Source organism: Streptomyces sp. NPDC048142 (assembly GCF_043202835.1).
Classification (GTDB): domain Bacteria; phylum Actinomycetota; class Actinomycetes; order Streptomycetales; family Streptomycetaceae; genus Streptomyces.
Genome location: NZ_JBIDBC010000029.1, coordinates 12,440 through 26,886, shown reverse-complemented (window position 1 = coordinate 26,886; position 14,447 = coordinate 12,440). Strand labels below are relative to the sequence as shown.

The window sequence follows — 14,447 nt, the reverse complement described above, 5'->3', positions numbered from 1 at the left end:
CACTCTCTCCCGTAGGCGGCTTCACCTGTTCTGCCTAATTTCGGACGTACAAGGTGCGCGGCGACAAGCCACAGCACGCCTCCCCATCGCACGCCGTCGTAGAACGAACTGACCACGGCGGCTCCTGGAAGGAACACCCGAAAGTGAAGCTTCAGCGCAAGAACCGGCTTCGTGCAACCGCGCTCGGTGCCCTCGCCGTCTCCGGCGCCCTGGTCCTCACGGCGTGCGGTTCGGATGACAACACCAGCGGCGGAACGGCCGACACCGGGAAGAAGACGACCGCCGCCTCGGACGTCAAGTGCGACGACGCCAAGGGTCAGGTCCTGGCCGCCGGCTCCAGCGCGCAGAAGAACGCCATGGACATCTGGGTCAAGGAGTTCCAGGCCGCCTGTGCCGGCGTGGAGATCAACTACCAGCCCATCGGCTCGGGCGGCGGCATCACCAAGTTCACCCAGGGCCAGGTCGCCTTCGCGGGCTCCGACTCCGCCCTGAAGCCCGAAGAGGTCGCAGCCTCCCAGAAGATCTGCACGGACGGCGGCAAGGGCATCAACCTGCCGATGGTCGGCGGTCCGGTGGCCATCGGGTTCAAGCTCGACGGTGTGGACGAGCTCGTCCTCGACGCCCCGACCCTCGCCAAGATCTTCGACACGAAGATCACCAAGTGGAACGACAAGGCGATCGCCGACCTCAACCCGGACGCGAAGCTGCCGGACACCCCGATCCAGGCCTTCCACCGCTCCGACGAGTCCGGCACGACCCAGAACCTGAACAAGTACCTCAGCGTCGCCGCCCCCGACGACTGGAAGTACGACGCCTCCTCGAAGTCCTGGGAGGCCAAGGGCGGCCAGGCGGCCAGCGGCTCGGCCGGCGTCGCCTCCGGCGTCAAGGACATCAACGGCGCCATCGGCTACTTCGAACTCTCCTACGCCGCGGCCAGCGACATGACCACCGTCAAGATCGACACCGGTTCCGGCGCCCCGGTCGAGGCCACCTCGGAGAACGCCTCCAAGGCCATCGCCGCCGCCAAGGTCAAGGGCACCGGCAACGACGTGGCCCTGGAGCTCGACTACGCGACCAAGGCCGAGGGCGCCTACCCGATCATCCTGGTGACGTACGAGATCGCCTGCGACAAGGGCAACAAGGCCGAGACCCTGCCCTCCGTCAAGGCGTTCCTGAACTACGCGATCAGCGACGCGGGCCAGAAGGTCCTGACCGACGCGCACTACGCGCCGATGCCCGCCGAGATCGCGGCCAAGGTCCGCGAGATCGTCCCCACCCTGTCCTGACCCGGCCGCGGCCGGCCCCCTGACCGGGGGCCGGCCGCGCCTTCCGGTGCACCGCCGCCAGGAGCCGTACGGCTCCGCAGACCGGAGAATCAGATGGAAACAGCAACCGCACCCACGCAAGCGCCGCCACCGGAGCCGCCGACCGGCGCTCCCCGCGGCAAGGCCCGCCCCGGCGACCGGATCTTCCTCGGTCTGTCCAAGGGGTCCGGCATCACCCTCCTGGTGATCATGGCCGCCATCGCGGCCTTCCTCAGCTACCGCACCGTCCTCGCGATCTCCAAGGACGAGGCGAACTTCCTCACGACCTTCGAGTGGAACCCGGCCGGAGACCCGCCCGTCTTCGGTATCGCGGTCCTCGCCTTCGGCACCATCGTCAGCTCGGTCATCGCGATGGTGCTGGCCGTGCCGGTCGCCATCGGCATCGCGCTGTTCATCTCGCACTTCGCGCCGCGCCGGCTGGCCGGCCCGATAGCGTATGTGGTGGACCTGCTCGCCGCGGTCCCCAGCATCATCTACGGCCTCTGGGGCGTGGTCTTCCTCGTCCCCTACCTCGACGGTCTGAACAAGTGGCTGGACGAGTACCTCGGCTGGACCTACATCTTCGAGCGGACCAGCGAGGGCGCCGCCCGCAACCTCTTCACCGTCGGCATCCTGCTGGCGATCATGATCCTGCCGATCATCACCAACGTCACCCGTGAGGTCTTCCTCCAGTCGCCGAAGATGCACGAGGAAGCCGCTCTGGCCCTCGGTGCCACCCGCTGGGAAGTCATCCGGATGGCGGTCCTCCCCTTCGGCCGCTCCGGCATCATCAGCGCCTCGATGCTGGGACTGGGCCGTGCGCTCGGCGAGACGATGGCCGTCGCCGTCGTCCTGTCCCCGAACTTCCTGCTCTCCGGACACCTGCTGGATCCGGGCGGCGGCACGTTCGCCCAGAACATCGCCGCGAAGTTCAACGAGGCGGACGAATTCGGCCGTGACGCCCTGATCGCCTCCGGCCTGGTCCTCTTCGTCATCACCCTGCTGGTCAACGGCGCGGCCCGCGCGATCATCGCCCGCCGCAAGGAGTACTCGGGGGCCAACGCATGAGCCACACCGTCCAGGAAAAGCGCCCCGTCGCCGCCCCGCCGCACGCCACGCTCTCCCACGCCAGGCTGCCCCGCTGGGCCCCGGCGGCCATCGCCGTCGGCTCGGTGGCCGCCGGCTGCCTGATCGGGTTCGTGGCCGGGCTGGAGAGCCGGATCCAGTGGGGCATGATCTCCGCCCTGCTCTTCGTGGCCGCCACCTACCTCATCACCGCGAAGGTGGAGGGCAGCCGCCAGGGCAAGGACCGTATCGCCACGAGCCTGGTCTGGGTCTGCTTCGCCCTGGCCATCGTGCCGCTGCTCTCCCTCGCGTGGATCACCGTCACCAAGGGCACCACCGTTCTCGACGGCTACTTCCTCACGCACTCGATGAGCGGTCTCCTCGACGTCGAGGAGGGCGGCGGCGTCTACCACGCCCTGCTCGGCACCATCGAGCAGGTGGCCATCGCGGCGTTCATCGCCACCCCGATCGGCCTGCTGACCGCCGTCTACCTGGTCGAGTACGGACGGGGAAGGCTGGCCCGAGCCGTCACCTTCTTCGTCGACGTCATGACGGGCATCCCGTCCATCGTGGCCGGACTCTTCGTCCTCGCCACCTGGAACCTCATGCTCGGCTTCGGCCCGTCCGGCTTCGCGGGCTCCCTGGCCCTCGCGATCCTGATGATGCCGGTGATCGTCCGCTCCACCGAGGAGATGCTCAAGCTCGTCCCGAACGAGCTCCGCGAAGCGTCCCTCGCCCTGGGCGTCCCCCAGTGGCGCACCATCCTGAAGGTGGTCCTGCCGACGTCGATCGGCGGCATCACGACGGGTGTGATGCTGGCAGTGGCCCGCATCACCGGCGAGACCGCCCCCGTCCTGCTGCTCGTCTTCGGCACGAAGCTGATCAATCCGAATCCCTTCGAGGGAGCGCAGTCGTCACTGCCGCTGTACGTGTACGAGCAGTACTCCGTCGGCACGACGGCCTCGGTCGACCGCGCCTGGGCAGGCGCCCTGGTCCTGATCGCCTTCGTCATGATCCTCAACCTGGTGGCCCGCGGCATCGCCCGCTGGAAGGCCCCGAAGACCGGCCGCTGAGGCCACCGAAAGTGAAGTGATCCCCATGGCCAAGCGCATCGATGTCAGCGGGCTGACCGCCTTCTACGGCACCCACCGTGCGATCGACGACATCTCGATGACCGTCGAGCCCCGCTCCGTGACGGCCTTCATCGGCCCGTCCGGCTGCGGAAAGTCCACCTTCCTGCGCACCCTGAACCGCATGCACGAGGTGACCCCCGGCGGTCGCGTCGAGGGCAAGGTGCTGCTGGACGACGAGAACCTCTACGCCAGGGACGTCGACCCGGTCGCCGTGCGCCGCACCGTCGGCATGGTCTTCCAGCGCCCGAACCCCTTCCCCACCATGTCGATCTTCGACAACGTCGCGGCGGGCCTGCGCCTGAACGGCACGTACCGGAAGAGCGAGCTCGCGGACGTCGTGGAGAAGTCCCTCAAGGGCGCCAACCTCTGGAACGAGGTCAAGGACCGCCTCAACAAGCCCGGCTCCGGCCTCTCCGGCGGCCAGCAGCAGCGACTGTGCATCGCCCGCGCCATCGCGGTCGAGCCGCAGGTCCTGCTGATGGACGAGCCGTGCTCGGCACTCGACCCGATCTCGACCCTCGCCATCGAGGACCTGATCGGCGAGCTGAAGGAGCGCTTCACGATCGTCATCGTGACGCACAACATGCAGCAGGCGGCGCGCGTCTCGGACCGTACGGCGTTCTTCAACCTGGCGGCCGTGGGCCAGCCCGGCAAGCTCGTCGAGATAGACGAGACGGAGCGCATCTTCGCCAACCCGTCGGTCCAGGCCACGGAGGACTACATCTCCGGCCGCTTCGGCTGATCCGCCCCCCGAATACGGCCTTGCGGTGCTGCATGGCGGTGCCACCACAAGGCGAAAGGGTCCGCCCCCGCTCTCCTCGGAGAGCGGGGGCGGACCCCTTTGCGCGCTGACGCCGTACGTGGTCGGCCCGGCCGAAGTCTCTGCGCTGACCTCGTACGTGATCGGCTCAGCCGAGGTCTCTGCGTTGACGTCGTACGTGGTCGGCCCGGCGGAAGAGTCAGCGTTGACGTCGTACGTCGTCGGCTCAGCCGAAGTCTCTGCGCTGACCTCGTACGTGATCGGCTCAGCCGAAGAGCAGCAGCACCGCGCCGTAGCTCAGCGCGGCGACCAGGGCCGCGGCCGGCATGGTGATGAACCAGCCCAGGATGATGTTCTTCGCGACGCCCCAGCGCACCGCGTTCACCCGCTTGGTGGCGCCGACGCCCATGATCGCGGAGGTGATGACATGCGTCGTCGAGATCGGGGCGTGGAACAGGAACGCCGAGCCGAACATGATCGAGGCGCCGGTCGTCTCCGCCGCGAAGCCCTGCGGCGGGTCCAGCTCGATGATCTTGCGGCCGAGGGTCCGCATGATGCGCCAGCCACCCGCGTACGTCCCCAGCGAGAGCATCACCGCACAGGCGATCTTGACCCAGACGGGGATCTCGTCGTTGGGGCCCTCGATGTCCGCGATGACCAGGGCCATCACGACGATGCCCATGGTCTTCTGCGCGTCCTGGAGGCCGTGGCCGAGCGCCATGCCCGCCGCCGATACCGTCTGCGCGATCCGGAATCCGCGCTTCGCCTTGTGCGGGTTGGCGTTCCGGAACATCCACATGATGCCGACCATCACCAGATAGCCGACGATCAGGCCGACGAACGGGGAGATGAACATCGGGATGACGACCTTCTCCAGCACGCCGGACCAGATGACGTCCGTCCCGCCGGCCAGCGCCGCCCCGACCATGCCGCCGAACAGGGCGTGCGAGGACGAGGAGGGAAGCCCGTAGTACCAGGTGATGAGGTTCCAGATGATCGCGCCGACCAGCGCCGCGAACAGGATCCCCATTCCCTTCTGCCCCACGGGCGTGGCGATCAGGCCTTCGCTGACGGTCTTGGCGACCCCCTGGCCCAGGAAGGCGCCGGCGAGGTTCATGACCGCCGCCATCGCCAGAGCCGCACGCGGGGTCAGCGCCCGGGTGGAGACCGAGGTGGCGATGGCGTTCGCGGAGTCGTGGAAGCCGTTCGTATACGTGAAGCCGAGCGCGACACCAATGGTCACGATCAGCGCAAAGGTGTCCACGAGGTTCAGGACTCCTTGACCGCGATGGTCTCCACGGTGTTGGCGACGTGCTCGAACGCGTCAGCCGCCTCTTCCAGCACATCCACGATCTGCTTGAGCTTCAGCACCTCCATGGCGTCGTACTTGCCGTTGAAGAGCTGGGCGAGCAGCTTGCGGTGGATCTGGTCGGCCTGGTTCTCCAGACGGTTGACCTCGATCCAGTACTCGGTGAGGTTGTCCATGGTCCGCAGCCCCGGCATGGCCTCGGCGGTCAGTTCCGCCGCCCTGGCCAGCACCTCGATCTGCTGCTCGACGCCCTTGGGGAGCTCCTGGACCTGGTAGAGGACGACCAGGTCGACGGCCTCCTCCATGAAGTCCATGATGTCGTCGAGCGAGGACGCCAGCTTGTAGATGTCCTCGCGGTCGAACGGAGTGATGAAGGAGGAGTTCAGCTGGTGGAAGATCGCGTGGGTGGCGTCGTCCCCCGCGTGCTCCGCTGCCCGCATGCGCTCCGCGATCTCGACTCGGGAGGCAGAATCCGCCCCGAGCAGTTCCATGAGGAGTTTCGAGCCCGTGACAATGTTGTCCGCGGACGCGGAAAACATGTCGTAGAAGCTCGTCTCCCTGGGGGTCAGACGAAAGCGCACGTGGGGTCCTCGGATGCTCTGGATTCGGTCAGGCTGATGCTAGGCGCATCATCCGGCCACGGCTAACCGGCGTTCTTCAGTGTCGCCCATCGGACAAGGCGATCAGCACGGACCCCCGGTCATGTTTCGGCGGGATTCGTTACGATATACCCGGCAGGGGTATAAGCACGGCAAAGTACGCACTCAGCGGGACACTTGAGAACAACAGCGGGAGGACGCAGATGACCACGACCGGGACCACAGGCACGGAATCGGCGGGCGCGGCGGCCCCGGACACAGAAGCTGCCGCCCCGGTGGACATCGTCACCGACCACGACCGCGGCATCCACGGCTACCACCACCAGAAGGACGAACACGTCAAACGGCTGCGCCGGATCGAGGGCCAGATCCGCGGCCTCCAGCGCATGGTCGACGAGGACGTCTACTGCATCGACATACTCACCCAGGTATCGGCGTCCACCAAGGCCCTCCAGTCCTTCGCCCTCCAGCTGCTGGAGGAGCACCTGCGCCACTGCGTCGCCGATGCGGCCGTCAAGGGCGGCGGGGAGATCGACGCGAAGGTCGAGGAGGCCACGAAGGCCATCGCCCGCCTGCTCCGCACCTGAGCCACGGCCCCGTGAGCGGCGGCGGTACGGGCGCCGCGGGCGTCACCCCCGGCGAGCGGCCTGCCGGGGGACCCTCGCCCAGGACTCCGCACCCCGGACATCGAGCACTTCGTCACCCCGGACGTCGAGCACTTCGTCGATACGGTCGGGGCTGAGGCGCTCCTCGCCCGCCGCCGCCGACGCGGCGATCATCAGCTCGCCGCACAGCTCGATCTCGGCGAGGGCCACACAGTCCTGAGCGTTCGGAGCGCTGAGCGTCACCACCTGCGTCACCTCTCTCTGCCGTCTCCCGGCCGTCACCGGCCCGCTGGGGTCTGCCGTCGAACCGCCGCCTGCCGTGCGGCGCCCGGCATACCGGCTTCCCAGCCTAGGGAGCGCGATACGCACCGCGCATGGCACGGACGGACCATTTGAGCCCCCTCCCAACCGGCCCCACCGCCCGGCCCGCCCCGGCCACCGCCCTTCCACGGGGGCCACGACCGGCCACCCGGCACGACCCCGTGCCCGCCCCCGGCCACCACGCCCACCGAACCCGGCCACCACGCCCCGGCCCGCCGGACTGCCGGCCCCCGGCCCGCCGCCCGTCCCCGCCGCCGCCCGCCATCGTCAGCCCTGCCGGATCTCGCCGGTGTAGATGGCGTCCTCGTCCGGCAGCGTCACCGTGACCGGCAGCCCGAACCCGTACAGCAGCAGCGTCGAGACCACCGACACCTCCGAGCCCCCGGAGGGGAAGGTGAAACGGTGGCGGACCTTCCGCAGCCGGCCGTCCTCGTCCAGGTAGGCGTCGAACGGGACGGCGTCCTTGCTGAACCCTTTCGCCGCCGCGCCGAGCGCCCCGCGCGACTGCGGCGAGGCAGCGCGGGCCGCCCGGCCCAGGTCGGCGACCCCCCGGTAGTGATGCACCGTCACCCCGGCCAGGTCGGACTTCCCCACGTACGTCACATCGTCGGCCCCGCGCAGCAGTTCGGCGGCGGCCATCGGATCGGTGACCCCGCCGGTGACGAGGTTGCCGTCCTTCAGCGTGGTCGTGTCGATCCTGACCCACTTGTCGTCGGGCACCCCGGCGCCGCGGTTCTTCATGTACAGCGCCCCGGGGGCCAGCAGCTCGGTGATCGGCCGGTGGCTGTCCGCGCCCCCGGCGTCCTTGCCCGCGGCATCCTTGGGCAGCACCACCCGGAGCTGCCCCATCTGTGTGCGGAAGTCGTACGCACCCTGCCCCCGGATCGTCACCCGCGTCCCGCCGGCCGCCGTCTCCATCGACGTACGGGTCTCCGCACCGCCCGCCTCGACGAGGACGTCCGCCGCCTGCCCGAGCACGTCGAGCGGACGATCGGCGGCCACGGAGCGCTGCCCGGAGCCGTCGCTCGCGCCGCTTCCCGCGTCCCCGCCGAAACACCCGGCGGTGACCGCGATCACCCCGGTCACGGCGAGGGCGCGGGCAGCACGGGCCCCGCCTCCGCCTCTGTACTGCTGCACCACCATCGCCTGCCAACCCCCAACGACTACTGCCCGGCCGAGCCCTCACCCGCTCCGCATAACGACCGCCGGGGCCCCCCGTCACGCGGGCCCCGGCGCGTCCCACCCCCCGGAATGCGGGCATGGCGTCGACTTCGGCTCAGTCCGGGTGCGCCACCGACGGAACATGACCGGGGCATGACCGGGGCATGACCTGGGCAGCAGCGGGGCAGCGCGGGCGGGCACAGGCGGGGCACGACCGGGGCGGGGGCAGGCCGGGGGCTCGGTCCGACCCCGGGACGCGTCCCCCGCGGGCGGATGCCCGAAGCACGGGCCCCCGTTCGTCGCCCGCGGCCAGTACCGTGGTCGCGTGCATGAGGATTCCCCCGCCCCGGCCCGCACCGCACCGGGGCTCACGACCGCCTCCGCGTCAGCTCTCCCTCCCGGCCCGCCGGCCGGGCACAGCGCCACGACGACCGAACGCGGCTCGTTCTGCCTGGCCCACTGCACCTGTGGCTGGCGGGGACCGGCGCGCAGATCCCGGGACCGGGCCCGTAACGACGCCGCCGAACACCTCGCCACCCCCTGACCGGACCTGTTCAGCACGAACCCCCAGGCGCTCGGAGCACCTGGGGGAACGGGAAAAGCGGTCGATCAGCCGGAGGAACGAAGAGGGAAAGTAAAAAGAGGAAAGAAAGGGGAGGTGAGGACAGGGCCGTCAGGCGGCGAGATCCTTCTCCCCCGGGTCGCCGCGTCCGGAGCCGGGCCGCGGCTCGGGGATGCCCCTCGCCCCACCCTGCTCGTCCCCGTACGCGACGGCCGCGCTCTTCGACCGGACGAACCAGCCGACACGCGGCGAGCGGGCGACCGCTGCCATCAGCGGAGTCAGCAGCGCCATGGCGAGCGGGGCCAGCAGCAGGGTGACGGCCGTGCCGAGGGCGAACCCGCCGATCACGTCGGTCGGATAGTGGACACCCATGTAGATCCGGCTGATACCGGCGAAGAGCGCGAGGCCGATCGCGACGAAGCCGAACTTCCGGTTCGCCACGAAGATACCGACGGCGATGCCCATCGCCAGGGTGGAATGGTCGCTGACGAACGAGAAGTCCGTCTTGCCGTGGATCAGGACCTCAAGGCCTTCGTGATCGTTGAACGGACGCGGCCGTTCGACGAAGCCGCGGATCGGGATGTTGATGAGGATCGCGATGGCGGCGGAGAGCGGTGCCCAGACGATGGCGGCGGCAGCCGTCACCGCGTCCTCGGCCGTCCCCCGCTTTCGCATGCTCCACCAGCACCACAGACCCACCAGAACCAGGCCGAACATGATCCCGTACTCGCCGACGAACTCCATGATCCGGTCGAACCAGGTCGGAGCGGCTTTCGCGAGCCCGTTGATGTCGTAGAGCAGACTGACGTCCGGGTTCGACCCGTCGAGTTCGAGTCCAGCCATCTGCTGCGGCCCCTTGCCTTGTCTGCTTCATCTGCTGCGACGCGCGTCCTTGCCCGCCGCCGTGGTCGAACCCCCGTGTATCGGTGCGATCCGTTACCGCACTGCACCGCGTCGCATCGCCGCACTGCATGCCAGCATCTCTGCTCTCTGCAGCGCAGCCTCACAGCGACGCATGGGTCAGTGCGCATGCCGTACCCGTACCCGTACTCATCCAGGGAACGGCCCGGCCGTCGTGTGCGTTCCGCTCTCCACCGAATGATCACCATGACGTTATCGAAGAGTGACTAGTCGTCGCAGCTCAGGGCCCAGGCTTCACAGAGAGTTCCGGCCACAGCCGACTGTCCGTCAGCACCGGCCACCGCTCCGGAAGCCTGTCCATGAACCCCGGGCGGGTACCCACGAGAGACATCCGTCACCCTGGGGGAAGATCCGTCGGAAGGGCGGCGGCGCCGTCCTTGGTGACCCGTGTCGCACCGAAGTAGTCCGGCGTATCGATCTTGTCGAACCGAATGACCGCCCCGGTGAACGGCGCGTTGATCATGTAGCCGCCCCCCACGTACAGCCCGACGTGCCGAATCGCGCGCGAGTTGGTCAGGTCGTCGGAGAAGAACACCAGATCCCCCGGGAGCAACTCGTCCCGTGAGGGGTGCGGACCCGCGTTGTACTGATCATTGGCGACCCGCGGCAGCTCGATGCCGACGGTCCGGTACGCCGCCTGGGTCAGCCCCGAACAGTCGAAGCGGCCCTGCTGCTCCGGCGTCCCGTTGCCGCCCCACAGATACGGCGTGCCGAGCTTCTTCTGTGCGAAGTAGATGGCCCCGGCGGCCTGCCGGGAGGGCGCGACGCGGCCGACGGGCCGGGCGAAGCTCTTCTCCAGCGAGCGGATGACCTTGACGTAGTTCTGCGTCTCCTTGTACGGGGGGACGCCGCCGTACTTGATCACCGCGTAGGCGCCGGCGTTGTACGCGGCGAGCATGTTGCTCGTCGGGTCGCCCGGCACCTTCTTCACGTACCCGGCGAGCTCACAGTCGTACGAGGCGGCCGAGGGGATCGCGTCGGCGGGATCCCACACGTCCCGCTTGCCGTCGCCGTTGCCGTCGATCCCGTGGGTGGCCCACGTACCGGGGATGAACTGAGCGATGCCCTGCGCGGCGGCATGGCTCTGCGCCTTCGGGTTCCAGCCGCTCTCCTGGTACAACTGCGCGGCCAGCAGAGCCGGGTTGATGGCGGGGCAGAGGTCGCCCCACTTCTGCACCAACGGCTGGAACCGCGCCGGGACCGCCCCCTTGGCCAGCGCGACGGCACCGCCGCCCCCCGCCCCGCCGAGCCCGGCGGCGGCCGAGTACGTACCGACGACGAGCAGCGCCAGGAAGCACATGACCATGCCGACGCCGATGCCACCGAACACCCAGAATTTCCGCACGCCTCAACCATCCCCCATCGGGGCGCGCTTCAGAGGTGTTTTCGACGGTGTGTACGAGTCATCCGCGGCACACCACCGGCGCACCCGAAGCACACGGGGGCGTCAACGGCTCACCACTCACAGGACTGACGCGACCTCAGCCGCCCTCGGTCCCCTTCACCCGGCCAGAAGCCGGAACGGACAAGGGGCTGGGGCAGGGGCCGGGGCAGGGGCTGGGGCAGGGGCTGGGGCTGGGGCGTCAACCGCCCGCCCGAACCCGCTACGGCAGCAGCACCTCCACCGACGCCAGCAGGAACGACGCTTCTTCGTATGCCGGTTCCCCACCCCCCTTCACGACCCGCTTGCCGCCGCCGCAGTGGCACCTGCCGACCAGAAGTCGGAGTGGATGTTGGGGCGGGGGATGAGCTCCATGCCTTCGTACAGGGGTGCTGTCGCCTTGCTGGTGGAGTCCGCCACTTCGGACTCCCGCACACAGGGGGTATCCACTTGGAAGAACGCCTGGCCTTTGCCACCGATACGCAGACTCACACTGAACCCGTCGCCGGTACGGGCATAGATGGCAGGAAACTCCACATTATTATTCACCACGGTCATGCGGTATCCACTCTTACGCCAGAACCGGTCGACGACCCCAAGGAAGTTACCCCTTCGCCCGACAGAGATATCGGTCATGACGACACGCCTTCGCGTCACATCGCACATTCCTACCGATGTGAATCCGTGAGTCCATCGCAGCTCTGGGCGAATATTCTGAAGTACCGCGTCAAGAATCTCGTCAGATCGCACCGCAGCAGCTTGCATATCCATATCCTCACCTTTCCGAGAGGCACACCCGGCCGACGCCAGGCCGACGATGGCCAGTGAAATTAGAGTTCGCATAAACAGCGTCACCGCGCTTGCTCCTGTTTGACCATATGTCCCCGCCCTGCGGCAACCAGCGCGATACTGCCAGCGGAGGAGGAGTCCAGCTCCGGATCGAAGTATTGTGAATGCGCATCGGAGGAAAGGCCGCCTGGGCCGATCAGCGGCGGCCCCGCGCCCACACCAAAGCGTCGCCCGCCGAACTCTTCACTCGCAGGGTCTCTTCCGAACCACAGGCCGTCGTCGCCCCTGTTCACCATATCCACTACCAGCGAACCTGCTGGCCCGAGCGCGTGCCCGATCCCCGAGATCACCGCACGCTCCTTCGACGGGAGCTTGGTGACCACGTCGTTCTCGGCTGCGCCCACGTAAACGTGGTCGCTCCCCACCCCCAGGTCCTCTGCCCGGTCCACGCCAAGGCCCGGGCTGCCAACCAGGACAATGTCTGTCACGCCGGGGATGCCATCGCCCTGTTGGGCTGCCGCTCCGACGGTTCGGGACCCATAAGAGTGTCCAATAGCCGTCAGGTGAGGATCATCGTGATCGTTCGAGGCCATCAATCCGGCCATGAAGCCGTTGAACGCGCGACCGCCGGTCTCCGCCCGTGCAGTTCCTGCAACGGCCAGGCTACTCAGACCATCCGGGCTTTGCGGCGCATCGTATCCCAGCCATGTGATCGCTGCGCTCGACTGGTCGATTTCCCTGACTGCCGCAGCCGTGTCACGCGCCCGCTTCAAATCACCAACAGCAAATTCCTCATCCAACGACGTGTTCAGCCCCGGTACATAAGCCGCCACATTCCGCGCCGTATCCGGATTACCGTACGAGACGATCGCCCGGCCATTGCCCTGATCGCCGATCCCGAGGAGGTACATGGGCGGCTCCCCCGTCTTCGGCACCGCCCGCAACTGCCGGTCGATCTCCCGCAGCGCCGCAAGCCTGGTCGCCGATTCGTCGTCGTCCCGCCCCTCCAGCTTCCCGATCAGCAGCTGGAGGTTGTCCCGGTTCGCCGCGTCCCGTACCAGGGCCGGGATCCCGTCCAGGTTGCCGATCCGGTCCGGGTACACCGCGAGGTACTCCTCGCGCTGCTCGTCCGTCAGCCCGGCCCACCACTCCTTGCGCTCAGCCGGGCTCGCGTCGTGCGGGATCGCGTTCTCCAGGTAGCTGCGCGCCGCCTGCCGCACCGCCGCCGCATCGGCCGCGGCGTCCGTCCACGTCGCCGCCGGAACGCCCAGGCCTTCCTGAGCCTTCAGCGACCGCAGGATCCTGGCGTACCGCCAGTCCGCATCGGCCGCCGTCCGTACGGCCTGCGCCACGCGGTCCGCGATGTCCTGGGCCTTGCCGGCGTTCGGGTTGGGTGCGACGAGCCCCGAAGGGGTGACCATGCCCGGGTTCGGAACCCCGGACGCCGTCCCGCCCGCCAACGGCTTCCCGTCGGCCAGGCCCTCGCCCGCCGCCGGATACGTCACCGAGCCATCCGCGTGCACCGTGAACTTCAGCGCCGCCGCATCGTCCAGCGCTCCCTGCAACACCCGCTGCTGGGCCCTGATCTCATGAGCCAGGCTGTTCAGCGTGGTCCGCAGCAGCCCGCACTCGGTATAGATGTACTGGAAGTTCGTCCCCAGCCGGCGCAGCCGCCCCACGGCCGCACCCACCGCCTCGCCTTTCTGCGTATCGCGCAGACCGGGCAGGAACTGGCCCTCGATACGGTCCCGGGCCGCGTCGGCGCGGTTGCTCACCCGGCCCCAGCCGTCCGCGGCCTCCTCCAGCTCCGCGCACTTCACCTCACGTAACGCGGACCAGGTCAGGGCGGGACCCGCCCCGCCGCTCCGGCCACTTCCACCGCTTCCACCGCTCACCGTGCGCCACCACCGCTCGACGTCTTCACCCCGTCGAAGCCGCTCTTCACCGCCTCGTTGACCTGCACCTGGCTTTGGACGACTGCCCGCAGCTTCCCGGCGAGGCTCCCGCACTCACCGCGCGCCTGCTCGATCCGGCGCTCCCACGAGACCCGCACCGCGCTCAGTTCGGCCGGCGCGGACAGCGCTCCGGCCCCGGCGGTCAAGCCCTGGTGCGCCCTCTCCAGCTCACCCTTCACCGGGCCGAGATGGGTGACCAGCTGGTCGGCTCCACCGGCGGCCCGCAGCCACGGACCGCCGCTGTGCCGAAGGTCCTCGCCCCCCGCCGCCCCGGCCGCCCCCGCCGATCCGGCCGGTGCCCCCAGCCGCTCCGAGCCGTCGCTCGGCTGCCCGACCACGGTTGCTCCGCCCACACCACTCACCCCGTTCTCTTGATCGTGGAGCGGCACTGTGCCAAATCCGCGGTGTACGACATGCCGCCCGTCAACACCCCGGACCCCGGCTCCGTACGCACCCGGTCCCGTGGTTCCCGGCCGGGCGAAGCGAGGGCGTCGTTCCCGTGGAGCCGCGCGGTTCACCCGAACGAAGGGGGACGGGCGCACGCGCAGGGACAGACACCCCGCAGTCGCTCACTCAACGCAC

The 14,447-nt window shown here is 68.8% G+C and carries 15 protein-coding genes; 6 read left to right on the top strand and 9 right to left on the bottom strand.

From position 1 onward, the window contains the following. Positions 1 to 143: 143 nt before the first annotated feature. From pstS to pstB, 4 genes are all read left to right on the top strand, one after another. Complete coding sequence (gene pstS, locus ACGF2Y_RS28730; protein ID WP_392953258.1) at positions 144 to 1,286, top strand: phosphate ABC transporter substrate-binding protein PstS; 1,143 nt, start codon at positions 144 to 146, stop codon at positions 1,284 to 1,286. A 93-nt stretch (positions 1,287 to 1,379) separates the two neighbouring features. Then, positions 1,380 to 2,372 carry a phosphate ABC transporter permease subunit PstC gene (gene pstC / locus ACGF2Y_RS28725; protein WP_392953255.1) on the top strand — a complete coding sequence of 331 codons (993 nt, stop codon included), beginning with the start codon at positions 1,380 to 1,382 and terminating at the stop codon, positions 2,370 to 2,372. After that, a complete protein-coding gene (gene pstA / locus ACGF2Y_RS28720) occupies positions 2,369 to 3,442 on the top strand; it encodes a phosphate ABC transporter permease PstA (RefSeq protein ID WP_392953253.1) in 1,074 nt (357 codons plus the stop codon). Before pstC ends, pstA begins: the two co-directional genes overlap by 4 nt. 25 nt (positions 3,443 to 3,467) lie before the next feature. Next, the gene (pstB, locus tag ACGF2Y_RS28715) at positions 3,468 to 4,244 is read left to right on the top strand and encodes a phosphate ABC transporter ATP-binding protein PstB (RefSeq protein WP_103512613.1); all 777 of its coding nucleotides are present in this window, start codon (positions 3,468 to 3,470) and stop codon (positions 4,242 to 4,244) included. A 283-nt stretch (positions 4,245 to 4,527) separates the two neighbouring features. Here pstB and ACGF2Y_RS28710 read toward each other — a convergent pair whose 3' ends face one another. Next, positions 4,528 to 5,526, bottom strand: a complete 999-nt coding sequence (locus ACGF2Y_RS28710; RefSeq protein ID WP_103535032.1) for an inorganic phosphate transporter — start codon at positions 5,524 to 5,526, stop codon at positions 4,528 to 4,530. A 5-nt stretch (positions 5,527 to 5,531) separates the two neighbouring features. Beyond that, positions 5,532 to 6,152, bottom strand: a complete 621-nt coding sequence (locus tag ACGF2Y_RS28705) for a DUF47 domain-containing protein (protein ID WP_007449359.1) — start codon at positions 6,150 to 6,152, stop codon at positions 5,532 to 5,534. A gap of 221 nt (positions 6,153 to 6,373) precedes the next feature. Between ACGF2Y_RS28705 and ACGF2Y_RS28700 the strand changes: the two genes are divergently transcribed. Continuing rightward, positions 6,374 to 6,757 (top strand): metal-sensitive transcriptional regulator, encoded by a 384-nt coding sequence (locus tag ACGF2Y_RS28700; protein WP_392953249.1) that lies wholly within the window; start codon positions 6,374 to 6,376, stop codon positions 6,755 to 6,757. Positions 6,758 to 6,799: 42 nt separating this feature from the next. Here ACGF2Y_RS28700 and ACGF2Y_RS28695 read toward each other — a convergent pair whose 3' ends face one another. Both ACGF2Y_RS28695 and ACGF2Y_RS28690 read right to left on the bottom strand, forming a co-directional pair. Beyond that, entirely contained in the window at positions 6,800 to 7,030 is a 231-nt protein-coding gene (locus ACGF2Y_RS28695) for a hypothetical protein (protein ID WP_392953247.1), read from the bottom strand. Between the two features lie 333 nt (positions 7,031 to 7,363). Continuing rightward, positions 7,364 to 8,239 (bottom strand): hypothetical protein, encoded by an 876-nt coding sequence (locus tag ACGF2Y_RS28690; protein ID WP_392953244.1) that lies wholly within the window; start codon positions 8,237 to 8,239, stop codon positions 7,364 to 7,366. A gap of 343 nt (positions 8,240 to 8,582) precedes the next feature. Here ACGF2Y_RS28690 and ACGF2Y_RS28685 point away from each other — a divergent pair, with 343 nt between their 5' ends. Then, on the top strand, positions 8,583 to 8,801 hold the full coding sequence (locus ACGF2Y_RS28685) for a hypothetical protein (protein ID WP_392953242.1): 219 nt from the start codon (positions 8,583 to 8,585) through the stop codon (positions 8,799 to 8,801). 129 nt (positions 8,802 to 8,930) lie between these two features. Here the strand turns inward: ACGF2Y_RS28685 and ACGF2Y_RS28680 are convergent, their stop codons facing one another. The 5 genes from ACGF2Y_RS28680 to ACGF2Y_RS28660 form a co-directional block, all read right to left on the bottom strand. Further along, complete coding sequence (locus tag ACGF2Y_RS28680) at positions 8,931 to 9,662, bottom strand: phosphatase PAP2 family protein (RefSeq protein ID WP_392953241.1); 732 nt, start codon at positions 9,660 to 9,662, stop codon at positions 8,931 to 8,933. A 412-nt stretch (positions 9,663 to 10,074) separates the two neighbouring features. Beyond that, on the bottom strand, positions 10,075 to 11,070 hold the full coding sequence (locus tag ACGF2Y_RS28675; RefSeq protein WP_392953432.1) for an NlpC/P60 family protein: 996 nt from the start codon (positions 11,068 to 11,070) through the stop codon (positions 10,075 to 10,077). 345 nt (positions 11,071 to 11,415) lie between these two features. Beyond that, complete coding sequence (locus tag ACGF2Y_RS28670; RefSeq protein WP_392953431.1) at positions 11,416 to 11,892, bottom strand: hypothetical protein; 477 nt, start codon at positions 11,890 to 11,892, stop codon at positions 11,416 to 11,418. A gap of 80 nt (positions 11,893 to 11,972) precedes the next feature. Continuing rightward, positions 11,973 to 13,805 carry an alpha/beta hydrolase gene (locus ACGF2Y_RS28665; protein ID WP_392953239.1) on the bottom strand — a complete coding sequence of 611 codons (1,833 nt, stop codon included), beginning with the start codon at positions 13,803 to 13,805 and terminating at the stop codon, positions 11,973 to 11,975. Beyond that, positions 13,802 to 14,227, bottom strand: coding sequence for a hypothetical protein (locus ACGF2Y_RS28660; RefSeq protein ID WP_392953237.1), 426 nt, complete (start codon positions 14,225 to 14,227; stop codon positions 13,802 to 13,804). Before ACGF2Y_RS28660 ends, ACGF2Y_RS28665 begins: the two co-directional genes overlap by 4 nt. Positions 14,228 to 14,447: the final 220 nt, after the last annotated feature.